This is a genomic window from Psychroflexus planctonicus (assembly GCF_014640195.1).
Taxonomy (GTDB): Bacteria; Bacteroidota; Bacteroidia; order Flavobacteriales; family Flavobacteriaceae; genus Psychroflexus; species Psychroflexus planctonicus.
Genome location: NZ_BMGM01000006.1, coordinates 199,365 through 222,617, shown reverse-complemented (window position 1 = coordinate 222,617; position 23,253 = coordinate 199,365). Strand labels below are relative to the sequence as shown.

19 protein-coding genes are annotated in these 23,253 nt (G+C 35.5%); 10 read left to right on the top strand and 9 right to left on the bottom strand.

Going from position 1 to position 23,253, the window contains the following annotated elements; all coding sequences use genetic code 11:
• Positions 1–104 precede the first annotated feature (104 nt).
• Both rlmN and mutS read left to right on the top strand, forming a co-directional pair.
• A complete protein-coding gene (rlmN, locus tag IEV72_RS08365; protein ID WP_188458637.1) occupies positions 105–1,166 on the top strand; it encodes a dual-specificity RNA methyltransferase RlmN in 1,062 nt (353 codons plus the stop codon).
• 232 nt (positions 1,167–1,398) lie between these two features.
• A complete protein-coding gene (gene mutS, locus IEV72_RS08360) occupies positions 1,399–3,972 on the top strand; it encodes a DNA mismatch repair protein MutS (protein ID WP_188458662.1) in 2,574 nt (857 codons plus the stop codon).
• Positions 3,973–4,224: 252 nt separating this feature from the next.
• Here the strand turns inward: mutS and IEV72_RS08355 are convergent, their stop codons facing one another.
• From IEV72_RS08355 to IEV72_RS08340, 4 genes are all read right to left on the bottom strand, one after another.
• The gene (locus IEV72_RS08355) at positions 4,225–5,943 is read right to left on the bottom strand and encodes a NupC/NupG family nucleoside CNT transporter (protein ID WP_188458636.1); all 1,719 of its coding nucleotides are present in this window, start codon (positions 5,941–5,943) and stop codon (positions 4,225–4,227) included.
• 9 nt (positions 5,944–5,952) lie between these two features.
• On the bottom strand, positions 5,953–6,561 hold the full coding sequence (locus IEV72_RS08350; RefSeq protein WP_188458635.1) for a bifunctional nuclease family protein: 609 nt from the start codon (positions 6,559–6,561) through the stop codon (positions 5,953–5,955).
• 88 nt (positions 6,562–6,649) lie between these two features.
• A complete protein-coding gene (locus tag IEV72_RS08345) occupies positions 6,650–7,618 on the bottom strand; it encodes an electron transfer flavoprotein subunit alpha/FixB family protein (protein WP_188458634.1) in 969 nt (322 codons plus the stop codon).
• An 11-nt stretch (positions 7,619–7,629) separates the two neighbouring features.
• The gene (locus tag IEV72_RS08340) at positions 7,630–8,376 is read right to left on the bottom strand and encodes an electron transfer flavoprotein subunit beta/FixA family protein (protein ID WP_188458633.1); all 747 of its coding nucleotides are present in this window, start codon (positions 8,374–8,376) and stop codon (positions 7,630–7,632) included.
• 144 nt (positions 8,377–8,520) lie between these two features.
• On the opposite strand from IEV72_RS08340, the gene IEV72_RS08335 reads away from it, so the two are divergent.
• The 5 genes from IEV72_RS08335 to IEV72_RS08315 all read left to right on the top strand — a co-directional run bounded on the left by IEV72_RS08335 (position 8,521) and on the right by IEV72_RS08315 (position 16,931).
• The gene (locus IEV72_RS08335) at positions 8,521–9,501 is read left to right on the top strand and encodes a pyruvate dehydrogenase complex E1 component subunit beta (RefSeq protein WP_188458632.1); all 981 of its coding nucleotides are present in this window, start codon (positions 8,521–8,523) and stop codon (positions 9,499–9,501) included.
• Between the two features lie 66 nt (positions 9,502–9,567).
• Positions 9,568–12,063 (top strand): DUF5686 and carboxypeptidase-like regulatory domain-containing protein, encoded by a 2,496-nt coding sequence (locus tag IEV72_RS08330; RefSeq protein WP_188458631.1) that lies wholly within the window; start codon positions 9,568–9,570, stop codon positions 12,061–12,063.
• A gap of 61 nt (positions 12,064–12,124) precedes the next feature.
• The gene (locus IEV72_RS08325) at positions 12,125–12,634 is read left to right on the top strand and encodes an inorganic diphosphatase (protein WP_188458630.1); all 510 of its coding nucleotides are present in this window, start codon (positions 12,125–12,127) and stop codon (positions 12,632–12,634) included.
• 104 nt (positions 12,635–12,738) lie between these two features.
• Positions 12,739–14,988: a sodium-translocating pyrophosphatase gene (locus IEV72_RS08320; protein ID WP_188458629.1), complete on the top strand. Its 2,250-nt coding sequence runs from the start codon at positions 12,739–12,741 to the stop codon at positions 14,986–14,988.
• 155 nt (positions 14,989–15,143) lie between these two features.
• Positions 15,144–16,931 carry an ABC transporter ATP-binding protein gene (locus IEV72_RS08315; RefSeq protein WP_188458628.1) on the top strand — a complete coding sequence of 596 codons (1,788 nt, stop codon included), beginning with the start codon at positions 15,144–15,146 and terminating at the stop codon, positions 16,929–16,931.
• A gap of 53 nt (positions 16,932–16,984) precedes the next feature.
• Here IEV72_RS08315 and IEV72_RS08310 read toward each other — a convergent pair whose 3' ends face one another.
• Complete coding sequence (locus IEV72_RS08310) at positions 16,985–18,055, bottom strand: branched-chain amino acid aminotransferase (RefSeq protein ID WP_188458627.1); 1,071 nt, start codon at positions 18,053–18,055, stop codon at positions 16,985–16,987.
• Positions 18,056–18,157: 102 nt separating this feature from the next.
• Here IEV72_RS08310 and IEV72_RS08305 point away from each other — a divergent pair, with 102 nt between their 5' ends.
• The 3 genes from IEV72_RS08305 to IEV72_RS08295 all read left to right on the top strand — a co-directional run bounded on the left by IEV72_RS08305 (position 18,158) and on the right by IEV72_RS08295 (position 20,388).
• Positions 18,158–18,745, top strand: coding sequence for a DUF4920 domain-containing protein (locus IEV72_RS08305; protein WP_188458626.1), 588 nt, complete (start codon positions 18,158–18,160; stop codon positions 18,743–18,745).
• Entirely contained in the window at positions 18,746–19,417 is a 672-nt protein-coding gene (mnmC2, locus tag IEV72_RS08300; RefSeq protein WP_188458625.1) for a tRNA (5-methylaminomethyl-2-thiouridine)(34)-methyltransferase MnmC2, read from the top strand.
• A gap of 62 nt (positions 19,418–19,479) precedes the next feature.
• Positions 19,480–20,388 (top strand): TIGR01777 family oxidoreductase, encoded by a 909-nt coding sequence (locus IEV72_RS08295; protein ID WP_188458624.1) that lies wholly within the window; start codon positions 19,480–19,482, stop codon positions 20,386–20,388.
• Here IEV72_RS08295 and IEV72_RS08290 read toward each other — a convergent pair.
• The 4 genes from IEV72_RS08290 to IEV72_RS08275 form a co-directional block, all read right to left on the bottom strand.
• The gene (locus tag IEV72_RS08290; RefSeq protein ID WP_188458623.1) at positions 20,385–20,717 is read right to left on the bottom strand and encodes a 2Fe-2S iron-sulfur cluster-binding protein; all 333 of its coding nucleotides are present in this window, start codon (positions 20,715–20,717) and stop codon (positions 20,385–20,387) included. The genes IEV72_RS08295 and IEV72_RS08290 overlap by 4 nt on opposite strands.
• Positions 20,718–20,722: 5 nt before the next feature.
• Positions 20,723–21,784: an NAD(P)/FAD-dependent oxidoreductase gene (locus IEV72_RS08285; RefSeq protein WP_188458661.1), complete on the bottom strand. Its 1,062-nt coding sequence runs from the start codon at positions 21,782–21,784 to the stop codon at positions 20,723–20,725.
• Positions 21,785–21,858: 74 nt separating this feature from the next.
• A complete protein-coding gene (locus IEV72_RS08280; protein ID WP_188458622.1) occupies positions 21,859–22,101 on the bottom strand; it encodes a NifU family protein in 243 nt (80 codons plus the stop codon).
• Entirely contained in the window at positions 22,101–23,243 is a 1,143-nt protein-coding gene (locus IEV72_RS08275; RefSeq protein WP_188458621.1) for an Mrp/NBP35 family ATP-binding protein, read from the bottom strand. Before IEV72_RS08275 ends, IEV72_RS08280 begins: the two co-directional genes overlap by 1 nt.
• Between the last annotated feature and the right edge of the window lie 10 nt (positions 23,244–23,253).

Genomic DNA, 23,253 nt, shown 5'->3' with positions numbered 1-23,253 from the left:
AATGAATTGAAATTTCAAATAAAAATCCGTTTTATCACTTAAAGCGGATTTTTCTTTTGAACAACATCACCACAATTCCCTTTTCAAATTCGTACTTTTGCAAAGTGAAAAAAGAAGATCAAAATACATCGAATAAAAAAGATATCAGGGCTTTAACAAAAGCGCAACTCCGTGATTTTTTTGTAAATGAAGGAGATAAGGCTTTTCGTGGAAATCAAGTCTACGAATGGTTGTGGAGCAAAGCTTGTTATAGTTTTGAAGACATGACCAATTTGTCTAAATCTACTCGTGAGTTGTTAGAAAACAATTTTGTAATTAACAATGTGAAGGTAGATCACATGCAAAAAAGCGAAGACGGAACCATCAAAAATGCAGTTAAGTTGCATGATGGTTTAACGGTTGAATCGGTTTTAATTCCTACTTTCTCGAGAACTACCGCTTGTGTTTCTTCGCAAGTAGGTTGCAGTTTAAATTGTAAATTCTGTGCTACCGCACAACTTAAAAGAATGCGCAATTTAAATCCCGATGAAATTTACGATCAAGTAGTCGCTATTGATAAGGAAAGTAGAATGTATAATGACATGCCACTTTCTAATATTGTTTTTATGGGCATGGGCGAACCCTTGATGAATTACAACAATGTACTCAAATCCATTGAAAAAATTACCAGTCCAGAAGGTTTAGGTATGTCGCCGAGACGAATTACCGTTTCAACTTCTGGCGTTCCCAAAATGATTAAGAAGTTAGCAGACGATCAGGTGCGTTTCAACTTGGCGGTTTCACTTCATTCAGCCCGTCAAGAAGTACGAACCCAAATCATGCCTTTTACGGAAACCTTCAATTTAGCAGACCTAAAAGAGTCATTGATATATTGGTTTCAAAAGACCAAAAAGCGTGTCACTTATGAATATATCGTTTGGGATGGAATCAACGACACCCAAGCCGATATCGATGCGCTTATCGATTTTTGTAGAGCCATTCCGTGTAAAGTCAACATCATAGAATACAACCCAATTGATAGTGAAGAAGCTTTTCAGCAAGGTTCAGATATTGCTGTTGCCAATTACGTAACCCAATTAGAAAAACACGGCATTACTGTGACAGTTAGGCATTCTCGCGGTAAAGATATCGACGCTGCATGTGGGCAATTGGCGAATAAACAATAATTGAAGCTGAGTAAGTTTTTTTGTTGCAAAAGTGAATCTTTGCGAACTTCACTAAATCATAGCGAGCTTTGCGTGAAAAATTAGACGTAGATTAAAATCTGTTATAAATTAGAAATCCTAATTATCGTATTCTTTTTCATAAATGAATAGCTTCAATTTTTTACCTTAGCAGTTCTAAAAAATCAACAGTTTGTCAGCTAAAAAGTCTTCCAAAGCCAAGGTTACTCCTTTAATGAATCAGTACAATGCCATCAAGCGAAAATATCCTGATGCTTTGTTGTTGTTTCGTGTAGGAGATTTTTACGAAACCTTCGGCGAAGACGCTGTACGAACTGCGCGCATTTTAAACATTGTGCTCACCAACCGAAATAACGGAAGCGAACGCACAGAATTAGCTGGTTTTCCACATCATTCCTTAAATACGTATTTGCCTAAATTGGTAAAAGCAGGTGAACGCGTAGCTATTTGCGATCAACTAGAAGACCCAAAACAAACCAAAACCATTGTAAAACGTGGCGTTACCGAATTAGTAACTCCTGGAGTTGCCATGAATGACGAAGTGCTTCAAAGCAAATCGAATAACTTTTTGGCTGCACTTCATTTTTCAAAAAACAACATCGGAATCAGTTTTTTAGATGTTTCTACAGGTGAATTTCTTTCGTCTCAAGGTAAGATAGATTACATCGATAAGTTGCTTAGAAATTTCAATCCAAGCGAAGTTTTGGTCGCTAAAAAAGACAAACACCTTTTTAAAGAACGCTTTGTAGATGAATTCCATACGTTTTACTTAGAAGATTGGTTGTTTAAATATGATTATGCAGAAGATTCGCTGAACAATCATTTCGGTACAACTTCTTTAAAAGGATTTGGAATTGAAGACTTAGAAGCGGGAATTATCGCTTCGGGAGCGATTTTACATTACTTAAATGAAACCCGACACGAAAAGCTTCAACACCTAACACATATTTCCAGAATTGCAGAAGACGCCTATGTTTGGATGGATAAATTCACCATACGAAATTTAGAGTTGTATGCTTCAACAGCAGTAGGAGCGGTGACTTTGTTAGACGTAATCGACAAAAGCATTTCCCCGATGGGAAGCCGAATGCTCAAACGTTGGCTTGCCTTTCCGCTGAAAAACAAAATCCAAATCGAGCAACGCCATGAAATTGTAGATTATTTTTTCAAAAACCCCAATCTGCAACAAAACATTCAGCTTCAATTGAAGAAAATTAGCGACTTGGAGCGGTTGATTTCTAAAGTAGCCACTCAGAAAATCAGTCCACGGGAAGTAAATCAATTAAAAGATTCTTTAGCGGCGATTTTGCCTATCAAAAAAGCATTGTTGCAAACGGACTTGGAATCACTTCGGGTGATTGGGGAGAACATCAATTCATGCGATTTGCTTCAAGAGAAAATTCAACTTGCTTTGCATGAAGATGCTCCAGTAAACATGAATAAAGGACAAGTAATTGCCAAAGGTTTTCATGAAGAATTAGATGAGTTGCGTTCCATCGCGTTTTCTGGGAAGGACTATTTAGATGAAATGGTGAATCGGGAAATTGAAGCAACGGGAATTTCAAGTTTAAAAATCGGAAACAACAATGTCTTTGGATATTACCTGGAAGTACGAAATACCCACAAAGATAAAGTGCCACAAGAGTGGATTCGCAAACAAACCTTGGTAAGTGCTGAACGATACATTACAGAAGAATTAAAAACCTACGAAGCCAAAATACTAGGTGCGGAAGAAAAAATACAACAATTAGAGCAAGAACTTTTTCAAAAATTGGTACTTTGGTTGAGCGACTATATTGAAGTAATTCAACAAAATGCACAACGCATTGCTAAAATTGATGTGTTGTGTGGTTTCGCTGAATTGGCAAGAATTGAAAACTATACTAAACCCAATATCAACGACTCTTTTGGGTTGAATATCGAAGATGGAAGACATCCCGTTATCGAAAAACAACTTCCAGCCGACGAAGCTTATGTAAGCAATTCCATTTATTTAGATCGGGAAGAACAACAAATCATCATGGTTACCGGACCCAACATGAGTGGTAAATCGGCTTTGTTGCGCCAAACGGCTTTAATTGTTTTACTGGCACAAATGGGTTGTTTTGTTCCTGCAAAATCGGCTGAAATTGGCATCGTAGACAAGTTATTCACCAGAGTAGGAGCCAGTGACAACATCTCGATGGGCGAATCTACCTTTATGGTAGAAATGAATGAAACGGCTTCCATATTAAACAACATTTCTGAACGCAGTTTGGTTTTATTGGACGAAATTGGTCGTGGCACCAGCACTTATGATGGAATTTCCATCGCTTGGGCAATCAGCGAATATTTGCACGAACATCCTGCACGTGCCAAAACCTTATTTGCCACCCATTACCATGAGCTCAATGAAATGACGGAGAAGTTTCCGAGAATCAAGAACTTCAATGTTTCCATTAAGCAATTGAAAGACCAAGTGCTTTTTCTTCGGAAATTAGTTCCTGGCGGAAGTCAGCACAGTTTTGGAATACACGTTGCAAAAATGGCGGGAATGCCACAACATGTAATCAATCGTGCCAATAAGATTTTAGAAAAATTGGAAAAAAGTCATAGTTCGGAAGAATTGGCTGGAAAGTTGAACCAAGCCGCTAATCAACCGCAATTGAGTTTCTTTAATCTGGATGACCCATTGTTGGAACAAGTTCGAGATGAAATTATTGACTTAGATATCGACACCCTAACTCCTGTTGAAGCTTTGATGAAACTAAATGAAATCAAACGAATGTTGGTGAAGAAGAAAAATTAGTTTAGAATAATTGGAATTTCAAAAGTATTGTAAAGTTCAAAAAAAGTATTGCTTCAAAAATCAAGGTTCAAATGGGCATGTTAATTTTTCACGCAAAGGTTCGCAAAGTATTTGCGCAAAGAACACCGAGAATGAAATGTTAGAAATCCTATTCTTAGCTTTTCATCTTTTCTATAGCTTATTTATTTCCAAACTTTCAAATTGACCCATTTTCAAATTAAAATAGTGTATAAATTTCCTATCAAAAGAAAATTAACCAATAATCATGCCTGCAATAGTAGCAGATAACAAGGAAGCTAAGGTTCCACCCAAAAGTGCACGCATTCCAAATTCCGATAAGACTTTACGTTGACCTGGAGCCAAAGAACCGATGCCACCAATCTGAATTCCAATTGATGCAAAGTTGGCAAAGCCACACAACATATAAGTTGCCATAAACACTGACTTTTCAAACTTTAAACTGAGTAAGTTTGCAGTATCTTTTAATTCTGCAAGTTGAATGTAGCCAACAAATTCGCTAGCTACAATTTTTATTCCTAGCAATTGTCCCATTAGCATTACGTCTTCTTTTGCTACACCAACTAACCACATAAGAGGGGCAAACACCAAGCCCAAAATAGATTCTAGTGAAAAGGATTCGTATGGAGTCTTGTTTGCTACTATAGTATTTAAGCTTGTTAAGTCGCCAAATTTTTCCAATCCAAAATTAATCATCGCAATAAAGGCAATAAATACCAACAACATCGCACCTACATTGGCGGCTAATTTTAAACCTTCTGTTGTTCCGTTGGAAATAGCATCTAAAATATTAGACCCAATTTTATCTTGCGAAACTTCTGCAGTTTGATCAATTTTAGCTTGCTGTGGATACAGCATTTTGGAAACAACAATCGCTCCAGGCGCTGCCATTACTGAAGCAGCCAGCAAGTGTCGAGCAAATTCTAATTTGGCAACGGGATCATCTCCACCTAGAAATCCGATATAGGCAGCTAAAACTCCACCGGCAACGGTAGCCATTCCGCCAATCATGACCAATAGCATTTCAGATCGGGTAAGTTTTTCTAAATAAGCTTTGATCATTAAAGGAGATTCGGTTTGGCCCAAGAAAATATTTCCCGCTACACTCAAGCTTTCAGCGCCTGAAATGCCTAATAATTTGGTAAGCACCCATGCCATTCCTTTTACCACTACTTGAATTACGCCCAAGTAAAAAAGCACCGAAGTTAATGCTGAGAAGAATATAACCGTCGGTAATATTTGAAAGATAAAAATGAAACCAAAAGAGTCCACATTCATTAAGTCTCCTAACAAAAATTCACTACCAACAACAGTAAAGTCTAATATTTTCACGAAAATTTTACTAATGATGTCAAAAAAGGCTTGTACAAATCCAATTTGTAAAATACCAATAGCAAGAAGCAATTGAGCACTTAACCCAGCACCTACTGTTTTCCAGTTGATGGCTTTTCGGTTTGCACTAAATAGAAAAGCAATAATTAAAATACTGATCATGCCTAAAACTCCACGCCAGAAACTTTCAAAAGTAAAACCTGTACTTTTAATCAATTCCTTTTTATTTTCTTCGGCTAGAGGGGAAGTAATGCTTTCGTCTTTTAACAGATGAATTTTCAACTGATTGTTTTCTAAAAACAAATTGCTTTCATCTTTAAAATGAAATTGTAAACTAGAATAATTGAAAATATCCAGCTCTGTTTGAAAAGTAATGATGCTGTCTTTTATCTTGTAATTTCCAGTAATCTTAGTCGAATCTTTTTGAATGCTAAAACTTTCATTTTCATTAAATGAAAACTTTATAGCCGTTTCAGATTGATTAAAAAAAGTATGCGCAGATTGATAGTCTTTTACTTCAATTACATCCCACTTGCTTTGTAATTGGTTTTCCGTGGTTTGTTGAGCATGAATGCTGTAAAAGCTAATTAAAGCAAAGGCGAAACAAGAAAATACTTTCATGAAATAAGGCTATCGTTTAGAAATTTCGTCTCTAATTCGAGCTGCTTTTTCGTAGTCTTCGTTTTTTACAGCTTCTTCAAGTAGACGATTTAGTTGGTTTATGCTAAAACTTGTAAACTCAATTTTTCCAGTTCCAGATTGGCTTCCGCCAGTAGTTTCTTCTTTATCGGTTAATTTAGCATCAAAAATACTAGAACTTTTGCCTGGTTTAAGTTGTATTCCTGCCTTTTCTAAAATATTAATATAGGTAAAAATTGGTGCGTCAAATCGAAGTGCCAATGCAATGGCATCACTAGTTCGTGCATCTATAATTTCTTCAATTTTATCGCGTTCACAAATCAGGCTAGAATAAAAAATACCATCTACTAATTTATGAATGATTACTTGCTTTACGTTTATTGAAAAACGATCTGCAAAGGTTTTAAATAAGTCATGTGTTAGTGGTCTTGGCGGCTTGATTTCTTTTTCTAAGGCAATGGCAATAGACTGTGCTTCAAAGGCACCGATTACAATAGGCAATTGTCTTTTTCCATTGATTTCGCTTAGTAACAAAGCATAGGCTCCATTTTGGGTTTGGCTATAAGAAATTCCTTTAATGTTTAAACGAACTAAACTCATGTTTGATTTTAAAAATTAAAAAACGGTCTAAAATCAGGCAAATCTACCTAAATTTTAGACCGCCGTTTCAGGCTCCTAAAATAGGAATTTAAGCATTATTAGCCTTAAATTCTTTTAGTTTTTCTGTAAGCTTCGGAATTACTTCAAAAGCATCGCCTACAATTCCGTAATCTGCTGCTTTAAAGAATGGTGCTTCAGCATCGTTGTTAATAACTACTTTTACTTTAGAAGCATTAATTCCAGCTAAGTGCTGGATGGCTCCAGAAATTCCGATAGCAATGTACAAATTAGATGCAACTGGTTTTCCAGTTTGACCTACGTGCTCGCTGTGTGGTCTCCAACCCATGTCGCTAACAGGTTTAGAGCAAGCCGTTGCTGCACCTAATGTTTCAGCTAAATCTTCAACTAAGTGCCAGTTTTCTGGACCTTTTAAGCCACGACCACCAGAAATAACAATTTCTGCATCGGCAATACTTACTTTGTCTTTGTTTTTATCAACCGATTGAACTTGAACTCCAGCTTCGCTTAAAACAACATTTGTTTGGTAATCTTCAACTTGAATATCCGTTTCTGCTTCATGTAAACCATAAGCATTACTTGAAACTCCAATTATTTTTGCATCTGTAGTGATAGCAGTTTCATTAAAAGCCTTGTTTGTAAAAGCGGTACGTTTTACTACAAACCCATTTTCAGTATTTGGTAATTCTACTACATTTGAAGCATAACCTGCTTCTAAATGTACTGCTAATAAGGGAGCAAGATATTTAGCATTAGCGCTTTGGCTCAACACAATTACTTTTGCATCCTGTGCTTTTGCAACTTCAGCAATTACTTCTGCATAGGCTTCTGCATTAAATTTAGAAAAGTTTTCATTGGAAAGATTAAAAGCTTTCTCCACTCCATAAGTTCCTAAATCGTTTGCGTTTTCTGCATTAAATGAAATGGCAAAAGTTTCTATTCCTAACTGCTTAGCAATTCCTTTGGCATAAGAAGCGGCTTCGAAAGCTGCTTTTTTAAATTTTCCGTTTTCACTTTCTGTATATACAAGTACTGACATAATTTTATTTTTTATATGGCTTTTGCTTCGTTATGAAGTAAGTCAATTAATTCATCTATATTTTCTGCATCAACAAGTTTAACATCTCCCTTTGGAGCAGGTTTGCTGAATTTTTTCGCTTCGGTACTAAGACCATCTGCAACAGGTTCAACTACATTCAAAGGTTTTTTTCTTGCCATCATAATACCGCGCATGTTTGGTATTTTTAAATCGCTCTCTTCAACTAAACCTTTTTGACCGCCAATTACCAATGGTAATGAAGATGTAAGTGTTTCTTTACCGCCGTCTATCTCTCTAATAGCAGTAGCTTTATCTCCTTCAATTTCTAAACTTACGCAAGTGTTAATAAAATTAGCACCTATTAATTTAGCTAACATTCCAGGAACCATACCACCATTGTAATCAATTGATTCTCTTCCTGCAATAATTAAATCGTAGTTACCATCTTTGGCTACCTTGGCTAATTCTTTAGCTACTTGGAAACCGTCTTTTGGTTCTGTGTCCACCCGAATAGCTTGATCTGCGCCAATAGCTAGAGCTTTTCTAATAGTGGGTTCGGTTTCTTTACTTCCAACCGTTACTACATCTACACTGGCACCTTGCTTTTCTTTAAACCACATAGCGCGAGTCAGACCAAATTCATCGTTTGGATTAATAACAAACTGAACTCCGTTTGTATCGAATTTAGTATCGTTATCCGTAAAATTTATTTTAGAAGTCGTGTCGGGTACATGACTAATACAAACTAAAATTTTCATGATTTTTTGTTTTCAATTTTGCTTGTGCGAATATATAAAAAATAGGCTTATTTTATTATGCATGCATAGTAAAATTTTATTAAATTTTAATAGGCTGAAGTCCATGTTATTCCTATTTTTGTGGCTTCTGAAAATTACTACTACATGAGAACAATACAGTTTAGAGAAGCCGTATGTGAAGCGATGAGCGAAGAAATGCGCGCAGATGAATCTGTTTATTTAATGGGTGAAGAAGTTGCCGAATACAATGGTGCTTACAAAGCTTCTAAAGGAATGCTTGATGAATTTGGTCCAGAACGCGTAATTGATACGCCTATTGCCGAGCTAGGTTTTTCGGGAATAGCTATAGGTTCAGCTATGAATGGAAACAGGCCTATTGTAGAATATATGACTTTTAACTTCTCTTTGGTTGGAATTGACCAAATTATCAATAATGCTGCAAAAATGCGGCAAATGTCTGGAGGCCAGTTTAATATTCCTATCGTGTTTCGTGGTCCAACAGCTTCTGCAGGTCAACTTGGGGCAACACATTCTCAAGCTTTTGAGAGTTGGTTTGCTAACACACCAGGCTTAAAAGTAGTAGTTCCATCTAATCCTTACGATGCAAAAGGACTTTTAAAATCTGCTATCCGCGATAACGATCCTGTTATTTTTATGGAAAGCGAACAAATGTATGGCGACAAGGGAGAAGTTCCTGAAGAAGAATACACGATTCCTCTAGGAAAAGCAGACGTTAAAAGAGAAGGAAAACATGTAACCATTGTTTCTTTTGGAAAAATCATAAAAGAAGCTTACAAAGCTGCAGACGCTTTAGCCGAAGATGATATTTCTTGTGAAATCATCGATTTACGTACTGTTCGTCCTTTAGATTATGATACTATTATCAAATCGATTAAAAAAACAAATAGAATGGTGATTTTGGAAGAAGCTTGGCCTTTTGGCAATGTTTCAACTGATATTACTTACCGCATCCAACAAGATGCATTTGATTATTTAGATGCTCCAATTATAAAAATAAACACCGCTGATACACCGGCACCTTATTCTCCAGTTTTATTGAAAGAATGGTTGCCTAACCATGAAGATGTAATTAAAGCAGTGAAAAAAGTAATGTATTTAGATTAATCTACTGAAATGTTAAATATTTAAGCTTCATTTGTATTTAATGCAGGTGAAGCTTTTTTCTTTTTTATGCGAAAAATAATAACATCCATCTTTCTTCTTCAATTCGTTTTCATATTTGGTCAAACCAAGGTGAGCGGATATGTGTTTGACGACGCTGATGAACCCGTAGCTTTTGCAAACGTTGTTTTTGAAAACTCAAGCGTAGGGACAATTACAGATGAAAACGGGAAATTTTACTTGGAAGCTGATGAAAAATATACTGCAGTAGTTGTATCTTTTATGGGTTTCAAAACCTACACGCTAACTTTAAATAAACCCAGCACTTACGATATTAAAATAAAACTAACCACAGACGAAGAAGCTTTGTCTGAAGTTATTGTTTATTCTGGAAAAACATCTAAAAAGAATAACCCTGCTATAGACATACTTAGAAAGATTTGGGAGAACAAAAGAGATAATGGGGTAAAGAAATTCAAACAATATCAATTTGACAAGTACGAAAAACTGCAGTTTGATTTGAATACCATAGATAGTAGCCTAATTAAAAGCCGTTTGTTTAAAGGAATGGAATTTATCTTTGAGCAAGCCGACACGAACAAAGTAACAGGAAAGACCTATCTGCCCATTTTTATAAATGAGTCCGTTTCTAAAGTATATGGAGATAATATTTTAGATAAAGAAAAAGAAATTTTAAAAGGAAACAAGAATTCCGGATTTAGCAATAATCAAGGCTTAGTAGCTTTTATAAAAGATTTATACGCTGAATATAGCGTGTACGACAACTACATTAAAATATTTGATAAAAGTTTTGTGAGCCCTTTATCTAAAACAGGTATCGATAATTACAATTACGTTTTATCAGATAGTACTTACATAGAAGACCGATGGTGTTATAAAATTGTCTATTACCCAAGACGAAAAAATGAACTCACATTTAAAGGAGATTTTTGGGTTAATGATACTACTTGGGCAATTAAACAAATAGAAATGACCATGTCTAAAAGCGCAAATATCAATTGGGTTAAAGACATCTACATTGAGCAAGAATTTGACGTGCTTAATGATTCTATCTTTTTAATAACGCGTGATTATTTTATGACTGATTTTACCTTTAGGAAAAAAGAAGATTCAAGAGGAGTTTATGGTAAACGCACAACTTTATACGATCACTATCAATTTGACAAGATAAAAGAAAAAGAATTTTATGATAGGCAAACCAATCCTTATAAAGATCAAGTCTTCGATCGGGATAGCACATTTTGGGCAAACAATCGTTTAGAAGAACTTAATAAAGACGAAAAGGAAATATATACTTTAGTAGACACCTTAAAGACTGTAAATGCATTTAAGCAAGTTTATGATGTTGCAACCGTATTAACTACCAACTATTATGAATTTGACGGGTGGGATTATGGTCCCGTATTTTCAACTTTAGGCTACAATGATATTGAAGGAGTCCGATTAAGAGTCGGAGGGCGTACTTATTTTGGACAAAATGACCCATGGCGAATTCAAGGCTTTACAGCTTACGGATTTAATGACGACAAGTTTAAATATGGCGTGTCTGGAAAAATTATGCTGGACAGAAAGTCAAGATTAATCTTATCTGCAGGAAACAGAAGAGACGTAGAACAACTGGGTGCGAGTTTAACCAGTTCTAATGATGTATTAGGTAGAAGTTTAGTGTCATCATCACCACTTACTGTAGCATCAAACAATACCTTAACCAATATCAATTTAAGTAGTTTAGCTCTAGAAGCAGAACCCTTTTTCAATTTTAAACTTCGTTTAGAAGGAACTTACCGAACCTTAGCTGGAGCAGATACAGATTTGTTTAGTCTTGCCTTTTATACAGACGATGAACGTACACAAACACAAGAACAAACAACACAATCAGAATTATCTTTAACTGCTAATTACACACCCAATAAAAAAGCAACTGGATATGGAGTTGAACGCTATATTGTGAACAATGGAAAATATCCTGAGTTTATGCTGAAATATACCAAAGGATTAAAAGGTGTAATCGATAGCGATTTTAATTATGATCGGTTACAACTTTTATACAAGCAACCTATTCTTTTAGGTGGTTTCGGAAAATTTACTTCTACTTTAGAAGCAGGAAAAACATTTGGCGGTGTGCCATTGAGCTTACTAAATGTAGTTCCAGGAAACCAAACTTTGTTTTCTATTCAAGGAACATTTCCATTATTGAATTTTTACGAATTTGTCACAGATGAATATGTAAGCCTGCACATGGAACATAATTTTAATGGCAGATTGTTTTCTAGAATTCCTTTATTAAGAGATTTAGATCTTAGGGAAATTGTAACTTTACGTGGAGTCTACGGTCAACTATCAGATGAAAGTATGTTGTTGAACGCTTCTACTACAAATCCTGTTTTGTTTGCTCCCGATCGTAATATTTATTATTCATACAGCGTAGGTATAGGAAACATTTTTAGAGTCTTTAGACTCGATTTTCACTTTAGAGGAAATTACTTTGATATTTCCGATTCAAGAAATTTTGGAATAACAGGAGCTTTTGGATTTTATTTTTAAAAAAATAGTAGTTTGCCTACTTCTAATAGTTAATTTTGCATTTTTAAATAAACAATAGATTATGACTTTTGATGTATTAATTGAAATCCCGAAAGGGAGTAGAAACAAATATGAATACGATTTTCAATTGAAAAAAATCAGGTTCGATAGAATGCTTTTTTCTTCTATGATGTATCCAGCAGATTATGGTTTTGTACCAGAAACTTTAGCTTTAGACGGAGACCCTTTAGATGTATTGGTATTGGTTACTGAGCCTACTTTTCCAGGCTGTGTAATGGAAGTTAAACCCATAGGTGTTTTCCATATGACGGACGAAAAAGGTCCAGACGAAAAAATTATTTGCGTTCCTGTAAGTGATCCAGTAGCAAGTAAGTTTCAAGATTTATCTGAACTAAATCCACACCTTGTTTTAGAAATTGAACACTTTTTTAAAGTATATAAAGATTTAGAAAAGAAAAAAGTAGATGTAGGTGGTTGGGGAAATGTAGATGAAGCTAAAGAAATTGTAGCAGCTTGCGAAAAAAGATACCAAGAAAGTGATGTTCCTTTTAACGAAGTATCTATCAAATAAGTCAAAATTTTAACATTTTTATAAAGCAGCGCCAAAAAGTGCTGCTTTTTTTATGCAATTAATTTTTTTTCATTTAGATTTAACAAAATTTTTAATTAAAATCTATGAAATCAAATGTTATTTTCATTCCTATCATTCTTTCGGTGATAGGTCTTTTATTTATGATTGTAAAAATGTTTTGGGTGAAGAAGCAATCCCCAGGAAATGCTAAAATGCAGCAAATTTCAAAAAGCATAAAAGAAGGTGCACTTGCCTTTCTAAATGCAGAATACCGTTTGCTAATGGTTTTTGTAGTCATAGCATCTATAGCACTATTTTTTGTTTCTCAGCAGGTAGAAACTACCAGTTTTTTAATAATCCCTGCATTTATTATTGGAGCTTTCTTTTCAGGTTTAGCAGGAAACATTGGTATGCGTGTTGCAACAGATGCTAATGCTAGAACAGCAGAAGCGGCCAAAACTAGTTTGCCACAAGCCTTAAAAGTTTCTTTTAGTGGCGGTACGGTTATGGGATTAGGTGTTGCTGGCTTAGCAGTTCTAGGCTTAAGCCTAATTTTTCTCTTTCTAATGGGGCAATTCATGATAGAAGGTGGAGATTTTTATGGAGATATGACTGTTGTATTAGAAGCCTTAGCTGGTTTTTCTTTAGGTGCAGAATCCATTGCACTTTTTGCTAGAGTTGGTGGAGGTATTTATACCAAAGCAGCAGATGTAGGTGCAGATTTAGTAGGTAAAGTAGAAGCTGGAATTCCAGAAGATGACCCAAGAAATCCAGCAACTATTGCAGATAATGTTGGAGACAACGTGGGAGATGTTGCAGGAATGGGAGCCGATTTATTTGGTAGTTACGTAGCTACCGTTTTAGCGGCCATGGTACTCGGTAATTATGTTATTCGAGATATGTCTGTTACTACTCAATTTGTAGACGATTTTAATAATATGGGACCAATTTTACTTCCCTTAGTTATCGCGGGTGTAGGTATTTTAGCATCCATCATCGGAACATTTTTTGTCCGAATTGGTAGCAATGATGCAAAAGAAGCTAGAGTGCAATTGGCTTTGGATATTGCTAATTGGTCAGCTATAATTTTAACCGGTATTGTCACTTGGTTTTTAATTCAATGGATGTTACCATCAACTTTGCAAATGGAATTTTTTGGGGAAGGCATGAAAGACATTCCTTCAACTTATGTATTTTACTCCTGTTTAATCGGTTTAGCTGTTGGAGCTTTAATTTCATTTGTTACTGCATACTACACGAGTTTGGGTAAAAAACCTGTTTTAGATATTGTAAGAAATAGTTCAACTGGAGCGGCAACCAATATCATAGCTGGTTTAGCAGTTGGGATGAAATCTACTTTTTGGTCGGTTTTATTATTTGCTGCTGCCATTTACGGTTCGTATGCACTTGCAGGATTTTATGGTGTAGCACTTGCTGCATCAGCTATGATGGCAACTACTGCCATGCAATTAGCTATCGATGCTTTTGGACCCATTGCAGATAATGCTGGTGGAGTAGCCGAAATGAGTGAATTAGATGATCAAGTTAGAGAACGTACCGATATTTTAGATTCTGTAGGAAATACAACTGCTGCCGTTGGAAAGGGTTTTGCCATCGCTTCGGCTGCATTAACTGCTTTAGCTCTGTTTGCCGCTTATGTAACTTTTACAGGAATTGAAGGCATCAATATTTACAAAGCCGATGTGTTAGCTATGCTTTTTGTAGGTGGAATGATTCCTGTAGTTTTCTCAGCATTAGCTATGAAATCGGTTGGTAAAGCCGCTATGGAAATGGTAAAAGAAGTGCGTAGACAGTTCAAAGAAATTCCTGGAATTATGGAAGGAACTGGAACACCAGAATACGCAAAATGTGTTGACATTTCAACAAAAGCTGCTTTACGCGAAATGATTTTACCCGGTTTAATTACCATTATCACCCCAATTTTAGTAGGTTGGTTTTTTGGAGCTGAACCTTTGGGCGGCTATATGGCTGGAGTTTGTGTTTCGGGTGTAATGTGGGCTATTTTTCAAAACAATGCTGGTGGCGCTTGGGACAATGCTAAGAAATCTTTTGAAGCGGGTGTAGAAATAGACGGAAAAATGCAATACAAAGGAAGCGAAGCTCACAAAGCAGCTGTTACAGGTGATACCGTTGGCGATCCGTTTAAAGATACTTCTGGTCCATCGATGAATATTTTAATTAAACTTACTTGTTTGGTTGGACTAGTTATCGCTCCAGTTTTAGGTCATGAATCTGAAACCGAAGTAGGTGAAGAAACCAAAAACGATGAAAAAAATATTGAAATAGTAGATGTAAAAGCAGAAGAAAATGTTACCACATTTGTTGTGGAATAAACTTTTTGCTCAATAGTTATTTTCAAAAGCCAACTCGAAATTTAGGGTTGGCTTTTGCTTTTGATAGAACTCAGGTTAATATTATTCTATAATGCATAAAAAATAAAAGTATAGCTGAATTACTTTTTTAAATTGCAACCATAAATTCATTAGGAATGGCAAAGAAGAAAACACAAAACGATTTACCCAAAGCAAGTTTAAATGCTTCTAATTTGAAAAGAAGCCTACGCTTATTCAAATATGTGGGACCACATAAATGGAAATTGATTCTTGGTTTAGTATTCTTAAGCTTTACAGGATTAACTGCTTTGCTTTTCCCAAAATTAATGGGAGATTTAATTGAAACAGCAGATTTTACTGCTGAAGACATCAACCGAATGGGCTTAATTTTATTAGCTTTATTTACAGCTCAAGCTATTTTTTCCTTTTTCCGCGTAGTGCTTTTTGTAAATGTTACCGAAAACATGTTAGCCAGTATAAGGAAAGACACTTTTTCAACCTTGATTAAAATGCCAATGCAGTTTTTTTCCAGTAGAAAAGTAAGCGAATTGAATAGCCGAATTGCAGCAGATATCGGTCAAATACAAGACACCTTTACAACAGGAATTGCCGAGTTTTTAAGGCAATTTATCATTGTAATTGGTGGAGTTATTGCCTTGTTTTTTACTTCGGTTAAGCTTTCCTTATTAATGTTAGCCACCATTCCCGTTTTTGCCATTGTAGCCGTTTTCTTTGGAAAATACATTCGAAAGTTAGCAAAAGATGCCCAAGATGAAGTAGCCGAATCCAACTCCATTGCTTCCGAAAGTCTACAAGGCATTGCCAATGTAAAAGCTTTTACTAACGAATTTTTTGAAATGCTTCGGTACGACAAAGCAGTCGATTCTATCAAAAAAATAGCCATCAAAGGCGGTTTAGCGCGAGGGGCTTTTTCTTCATTTATCATCTTTTGTATTTTCGGAGCTATCGTGTTGTTGGTTTGGTATGCGGTAAAACTTCAAAATCAAGATTTATTAACCCAATCAGAATTAATTACTTTCATTTTATACACCATTTTTGTAGGAGCTTCCATCGGAGGTTTGCCCATACAATATGCACAAATCCAAAAAGCGGTTGGAGCTACGGAACGGGTTTTTGATATTATTGACGAACAAACGGAATCGCTTCATGTTAAAGATAGAAGCAAAATTGAAGAATTGGAATTAGCTGGAAATATTCATTTTAAAAATGTAGATTTTCATTATCCATCCCGACCAGAAATTCAAGTCTTAGCTAATTTAAACTTTAAAGTAAATGCCGGTGAAACTATTGCAATTGTTGGTCCAAGTGGAGCTGGTAAATCAACTATTGCAGCACTTTTGCTTCAATTTTATAAACCTACAAACGGTGAAATTTTAATAGATGACAAATCCTGTTCAACCATGGATTTGTATAGCATTAGAGAAGAAATGGCTTATGTGCAGCAAGAAGTATTTTTATTTGGCGGAAGTATTCTGGAAAACATTCAATATGGTAAACCCGAAGCTAATTTAGATGAAATTAAAGAAGCGGCTAAAAAAGCAAATGCACATCAATTTATAGAAGATTTTCCTGAGCAATACGATACCATTGTAGGCGAGCGCGGCATCCAACTTTCTGGTGGTCAACGTCAACGTATTGCCATTGCACGTGCGGTTTTAAAAAATCCTAGTATTTTAATTTTAGATGAAGCAACCAGTGCTTTAGATGCTGAGTCGGAACATTTGGTGCAAGAAGCTTTGCAGAAATTGATGAAAGGCAGAACTTCATTTGTGATTGCTCACCGCTTGTCTACTATTCAAAATGCAGACCAGATTTTGGTTTTAGAAAACGGGAAGTTGCTTGAAAAAGGTACACATCAAGAATTAATAGCTAACCCTTTGGGACGTTACAAAAATCTAGTAGAATTGCAATTGCAAAGTTAGCGTATAAAAAAAGCTCGGAATTTCCGAGCTTTTTAATATTTAAGTAATAAAGATTATTTTTCGATAGGATGTAACCAGTTGTTTTTGTCTTCAACACGGTTGTACTGTATATCCTGTAAGTATTTTTTCATTAATTCACTATACTCAACTTCCATCTTTGGTAAAGTGAATTCATCACCTGCATGTTCAAAACCAGTAACTTTAGCAATAGTTGCTGCAGTTCCTGTGCCAAATATTTCCTTCAGTTCACCAGCTTTAGCAGCGTTTTTAATACGCTCAACTTCAACAGGAGCAACTTCTACTTCAATACCGTTATCTTTTGCAAGCTGAATTACACTTTTTCGGGTAACACCATCAAGAATTCGGTCGCTAGTTGGTGCGGTAAGTAGTTTATCTCCAATTCTAAAGAAGATATTCATAGTTCCTGCTTCTTCTAAATATTGGTGTGTTTTAGCATCTGTCCAGATTACCTGATCATAACCTTTGCTTTTAGCAATGTTTGTAGGGTAGAATTGTGCGCCATAGTTTCCGGCCGCTTTTGCATAACCAACGCCACCATCTGCAGACCGTGAATATTTTTCTGCAAATAAAACTTTTACAGGTTTGTTGTAATAAGCCTGAGATGGGCAAGTAATAATCATAAATCGATATGCATCAGATGGAGCAGCAGCCACGCCTTCTTCGGTTGCAATTACAAATGGTCTGATGTAAAGTGAATTGCCTTGTCCGGGTTTAACCCATTCGTGGTCTAGTTTCAATAGTGTTTCTAAACTTTCAAAAAAATAATCTTTTGGAAATTCAGGTATGGCTAAACGTTCTGAAGATTTATTAATTCGTTTAAAATTTTCTTCGGGTCTAAATAAGTGTACTCTTCCAGCATCATCTTTAAAAGCTTTCATACCTTCAAATACAGCTTGACCATAATGAAATACTTTAGTAGACGGACTAAACTCCATCGGACCATAAGGAACTATTTGCGGAGTTTGCCACTTCCCATCAATATAGTCACAATACATCATGTGGTCAGAATAATTTTTTCCAAAAGCCAAATTATTAAAGTCAACTTGTTCTATTTTAGATTTTTCTATTTTTTTTACGTGTATTGTTAGACTTTGTGTTTCCATTTAGTTTAAATTTGTTGCAAAAGTAAGAAATTAAAATAATCTACTTTTTCGTAAAGATATTAACTTTGTCATAATTATGACCTATTAAAACACTAGAAAAATATGAAAAATTTATTTTTAGTATTGATTTTGTCAATTATTGTTAGCTGCGAAACAGCTGAAAAAAAAGACGATCAGAAAACAAATCCAACTGAAGAACTAACCAAAAAAGTTCCTTACGCTTCATTTGGTGCTCAAATTGAAGAAAAAGATGCCTACAGCTCAGAAAGGTTAAATGAACTTTATCTTGGAATGGAAGTTGGAGATACTGTTGATGTTAAGTTTGCATCTAAAGTGAATTCTGTTTGTAAGAAAAAAGGCTGCTGGATGAAATTGGAGCTAGCAGAAGATAAAGAAACCATGGTTAGGTTTAAAGATTATGGTTTTTTTGTGCCTAAAAATAGCGAAGGAAGAGACGTTATAGTAGAAGGCTTTGCTTTTTTAGATGAAACTTCTGTTGACGATTTAAAGCACTACGCAGAAGATGAGGGAAAATCGAAGGAAGAAATAGAAGCGATTACCGAACCAAAAATCACCTATTCTTTTACGGCAACTGGAGTTTTAGTTCAAGGTACAGATGAAGAATTTGAAAGTCAAGTTGAAAAAGTAGAAGAAATCAAAGAAAAAACAGAAGAAGTTGAAACGGAGTAAATGCGAAAAATTGTAACCACAGCAGATGGTACTAAAAGTATACTAATTACAGATACTGACGTACAATACCATTCTAAGCATGGAGCAATTTTAGAAGCAAAACACGTTTTTATACATTCTGGATTACATTATTATTTAAAGTCCAACCATCCAAAACCCATTTCGGTATTCGAAATGGGTTTTGGTACTGGGTTAAATTGCTTGTTAACTTATTTAGCATCTAAGCAAAATAATATTTCTATACAATATACAGGTATTGAAGCTTTTCCAGTTGATTTTTCTGAACTAAAACAACTCAACTTTCATGAAAAACTAGGAATTCCAAATGAAGTTTTTTTTAAGTTACATCAATTCAAATGGGAAGAGAAGCATCAATTAACAGAAGACTTTAGTTTTCAAAAGATTCATAAAAGATTACAAGATTTTTCAGCAAAAGAAGAGTTTGATATAATTTATTTTGATGCTTTCGGTTCAAAAACACAACCTGAGTTATGGACAAAAGAAATAACCGACCAACTTTTTGAAATGCTTCAAAAAAATGGAGTAGTAGTTACTTATTCTGTAAAAGGAAGTTTTAGGCGGGATTTATTAGCTAGTGGATTTTCAGTTGAAAAAATTCCCGGACCGCCAGGTAAACGCGAAATGTTAAGAGCTACAAAAGAAGCCTGTTAAACTAGTTTAAAGTTTAATTGTGCGCAGTTTAATTCATTTACTTTTGAGCAAAATTCATCTTTATGCGATTTCTAATAACAGGTGCAACCGGAATGATTGGCAGTAAACTCGTAGAGCAATGCCACGATTTAGGAATTGCGGTAAATTACTTAACCACATCTAAAAATAAAATAACCAAAACAGACCATTACAAAGGTTTTTACTGGAATCCACAAAATCAAGAAATAGATAGTGCTTGTTTTCATGAAGTAGATGCTATTGTTAATTTAGTTGGAGCCAATGTAGCTGAACGATGGACAACCAAATACAAAAAGGAAATAATAGAAAGCAGGACTAAAACAGCAGCTTTAATGTTAAATGCGTTGAAACAAATTGACCATCAAGTGAGTTATTTAGTTTCTGCTAGTGCTATTGGAATTTATAAAAGTTCGCTTACTAAACTCCATACAGAAGATGAAGATAGTGAGTTTTATAACAACGAATACATCGGTCATGTTGTTCAGGAATGGGAAGCTGCCGTTGATGGTTTTTCTGAAATAGGAATAGATGTTGCTAAGTTGAGAATTGGTCTTGTACTTGCTGAAAAAGGCGGTGCATTAGAACGAATTTTGCAACCGATAAACTATTATGTTGGTGCACCGCTAGGAAGCGGAAAACAATGGCAATCTTGGATTCATGTAAATGATTTGGTAAGTATGTTTATCTATGCTGTAAAACACCAACTCACAGGCGTTTTCAATGCAGTTGCACCTAACCCTGTCACCAATAAAGAATTGACCAAATGTATTGCTGAAAAGGTAGGCAAACCTTTATGGTTGCCCAATGTGCCTGGCTTTGCTTTAAAATTTGCACTTGGAGAAATGTCTACTATTGTATTAGCTAGCCAACTGGTAAGTTCTAAGAAAATACAAAGTGAAGGATTTCAGTTTGAATATACCTATCTGAAAAATACGCTAGAAGATTTACTCTAAATTTCTTCTGGAGCTAATCTGACTCTTAAACCTTCTAAATTTTCTGTTATAGGAATTTGGCAACCTAATCGGCTGTTTTCTTTCACAAAAAAAGCTTCGGCTAACATTGCTTCTTCGTCTGATTCTATTTCAGGTAAAACCGTATCCGATTCAATATAACATTGGCAAGAAGCACACATTGCCATGCCACCGCAAATTCCGATGCTGCCTTCTGGAGCTAATTCGTAAGAGCGAACTACTTCCATTAAATTCATGGCCATATCTGTAGGAGCTTCAACTTCGTGAATAACTCCTTCTCGATCTACAATGGTAATGTTTACGTCTTGCATTTAGCTTAATCTATGCTTTTTACAACAGCTTTTGGTGCTTCTTTTTTAGATCCATCAAATCCTGTAACTCCACCAACTGTGGTATACTTCATAACGTATCTTTTATTGGGATGAATTCTTTGATAAGCGCTTTGACACATCAACGTAGCTTCATGAAACCCGCAGAGAATCAGTTTTAATTTTCCTGGGTAGGTATTTACATCACCAATGGCATAAATTCCCGGAATATTGGTTTGGTAATCTAAGGTATTATCTACTTTAATGGCATTTTTTTCAATTTCTAAACCCCATTTTGCAATAGGCCCTAATTTAGGCGACAAGCCAAATAATGGAATAAAATAATCTGTGCTCAAAGCAAAATCTTCTTCGGGGTTATTGTTTTTCCGAATCATTACCCCTTCAAGATGATCGCTTCCGTAGACATCTACAATTTCTGCAGGGGTAATTAATTTAATCTTGCCTAAATCTTTTAGCTCTTTTACTCGATCTACAGATTCTAGCGCTCCGCGAAATTCGTTTCTTCGGTGAACCAATGTAACTTCATCTGCAATGTCTGCTAAATAAATACTCCAATCTAAAGCAGAATCTCCACCGCCAGCAATTACAACAGATTTACCTTCAAAATTTTCAGGGTTTCTAATCATGTATTGCACTCCTTTGTCTTCAAATTGAGCTAAATTCTGGATAGGTGGTTTTCTGGGCTCAAAACTTCCTAATCCGCCAGCAATCGCAATAATAGGAGCGTGGTGTTTTGTGCCTTTGTTGGTAGTTACAATAAAACTGCCATCTTCTTGTTTATCTATATCTTGAGCAACTTCGCCTAAGGTAAAACCAGGCTGAAAAGCTTTGATTTGCTCCATTAGATTATCTACTAAAACACCTGCTTTAATTTCAGGAAATCCAGGAATATCGTAAATGGGTTTTTTAGGATAGAGTTCTGCCAATTGCCCACCAGGTTGAGGTAGCGCATCAATAATATGGCATTTCAATTTGAGTAATCCAGCTTCAAATACAGTAAATAATCCAGTTGGTCCTGCGCCAATTATAAGTATATCTGTTTTAATCATAACTTCAATTTCTTCGTAGCAAATTTTAGCCAATTCATTTCAATTTAAAATGACCAAGGTCAAGTTAACTGAAATTAGGCTTCAATATTAATTACGGTTTCAATTTGTGGAGCGTGTTTTTTGATGGTCATTTCAACTCCAGATTTCAAGGTCATTTGGTTAACTGAACATCCAACACAAGTTCCCATGAGTTGAACTTTAACGTGTTTGTTGTCTTTTATGTCAATCAATTCGATGTCTCCACCATCATTTTGTAAAAAAGGACGGATTTCATCTAAAGCTTTTTCTATTGATTTTCTGAGTTCTGCTCCTGTCATTATTTCTTTTTATTAACTGCGCTACATCCAGCCATAGTTGTAATTTGAATGGCTTCAGTAGGAGGAATTGATTCATTTCTTTTTACAACTTGTTCAACTACATTTCGGGTAGTAGACAAGAATGCTTCAGATAATGCTGTTTTTTCTTGCAGTGCAGCAGGTCTTCCTACATCGCCAGCTTCTCTAATACTTTGTACTAATGGAATTTCACCTAAAAATGGAATTTCTAAATTGGTGGCTAAATTTCTAGCTCCTTCTTTTCCAAAAATATAATATTTATTGTTAGGTAATTCTTCTGGAGTAAAATAAGACATGTTTTCGACCACGCCCAATACGGGAACACTAATGTTTTCTTGTTGAAACATAGCTACTGCTTTTTGCGCATCTATTAAAGCAACGTTTTGTGGTGTGCTAACTATAACTGCACCAGTTATAGGCATAGATTGCATGATAGATAAGTGAATATCTCCCGTTCCAGGTGGTAAATCTACAAGAAGAAAGTCTAACTCTCCCCAATCGGCGTCAAAAATCATTTGGTTTAAAGCTTTAGCTGCCATAGGTCCACGCCAGATTACTGCCTGATTGGGTTTGGTGAAAAATCCAATAGATAACATTTTAACGCCATAATTTTCAACGGGTTTCATTTTCGATTTTCCATCTACTGTAACCGAAAGCGGTCTTTCGTTTAACACATCAAACATGGTTGGTCCTGAAGGTCCGTAAATGTCGGCATCTAACAATCCCACCTTAAAGCCCATTTTAGCTAAAGTTACTGCGAGATTGGTGGTTATGGTAGATTTTCCAACACCACCTTTACCTGAAGCAACAGCAATAATATTTTTAATGCCAGGAATAGGTTTTCCTTTTATTTGATTTGGATTTTCTTTTTTGGGAGCTTCAACTTTAATGTTTACTTTCACTTTGGCTTTTTCATAGACTTTTTCATGAATTACTTTCATTACATCTACTTCAGCTCTTTTTTTGATGTGTAGCGCTGGAGTTTGCAAAAGCAAATCAACAACAACTTCATCACCAAAAGTGATTATATTTTGAACAGTGCCTGCATCTACCATGTTTTTGCCTTCTCCTGCAACACTAATTGTAGACAACGCCTTTTTAATATCTTCTTTGTTTAATTTCATTCAGATTAAG

Coding starts and splice junctions, on each gene's coding strand:
- mutS (WP_188458662.1), top strand. CDS start 1,399: ATGAATCAGTACAATGCCATCAAGCGAAAATATCCTGATGCTTTGTTG.
- IEV72_RS08355 (WP_188458636.1), bottom strand. CDS start 5,943: ATGAAAGTATTTTCTTGTTTCGCCTTTGCTTTAATTAGCTTTTACAGC.
- IEV72_RS08350 (WP_188458635.1), bottom strand. CDS start 6,561: ATGAGTTTAGTTCGTTTAAACATTAAAGGAATTTCTTATAGCCAAACC.
- IEV72_RS08345 (WP_188458634.1), bottom strand. CDS start 7,618: ATGTCAGTACTTGTATATACAGAAAGTGAAAACGGAAAATTTAAAAAA.
- IEV72_RS08340 (WP_188458633.1), bottom strand. CDS start 8,376: ATGAAAATTTTAGTTTGTATTAGTCATGTACCCGACACGACTTCTAAA.
- IEV72_RS08335 (WP_188458632.1), top strand. CDS start 8,521: ATGAGAACAATACAGTTTAGAGAAGCCGTATGTGAAGCGATGAGCGAA.
- IEV72_RS08330 (WP_188458631.1), top strand. CDS start 9,568: ATGCGAAAAATAATAACATCCATCTTTCTTCTTCAATTCGTTTTCATA.
- IEV72_RS08325 (WP_188458630.1), top strand. CDS start 12,125: ATGACTTTTGATGTATTAATTGAAATCCCGAAAGGGAGTAGAAACAAA.
- IEV72_RS08320 (WP_188458629.1), top strand. CDS start 12,739: ATGAAATCAAATGTTATTTTCATTCCTATCATTCTTTCGGTGATAGGT.
- IEV72_RS08315 (WP_188458628.1), top strand. CDS start 15,144: ATGGCAAAGAAGAAAACACAAAACGATTTACCCAAAGCAAGTTTAAAT.
- IEV72_RS08310 (WP_188458627.1), bottom strand. CDS start 18,055: ATGGAAACACAAAGTCTAACAATACACGTAAAAAAAATAGAAAAATCT.
- IEV72_RS08305 (WP_188458626.1), top strand. CDS start 18,158: ATGAAAAATTTATTTTTAGTATTGATTTTGTCAATTATTGTTAGCTGC.
- mnmC2 (WP_188458625.1), top strand. CDS start 18,746: ATGCGAAAAATTGTAACCACAGCAGATGGTACTAAAAGTATACTAATT.
- IEV72_RS08295 (WP_188458624.1), top strand. CDS start 19,480: ATGCGATTTCTAATAACAGGTGCAACCGGAATGATTGGCAGTAAACTC.
- IEV72_RS08290 (WP_188458623.1), bottom strand. CDS start 20,717: ATGCAAGACGTAAACATTACCATTGTAGATCGAGAAGGAGTTATTCAC.
- IEV72_RS08285 (WP_188458661.1), bottom strand. CDS start 21,784: ATGATTAAAACAGATATACTTATAATTGGCGCAGGACCAACTGGATTA.
- IEV72_RS08280 (WP_188458622.1), bottom strand. CDS start 22,101: ATGACAGGAGCAGAACTCAGAAAATCAATAGAAAAAGCTTTAGATGAA.
- IEV72_RS08275 (WP_188458621.1), bottom strand. CDS start 23,243: ATGAAATTAAACAAAGAAGATATTAAAAAGGCGTTGTCTACAATTAGT.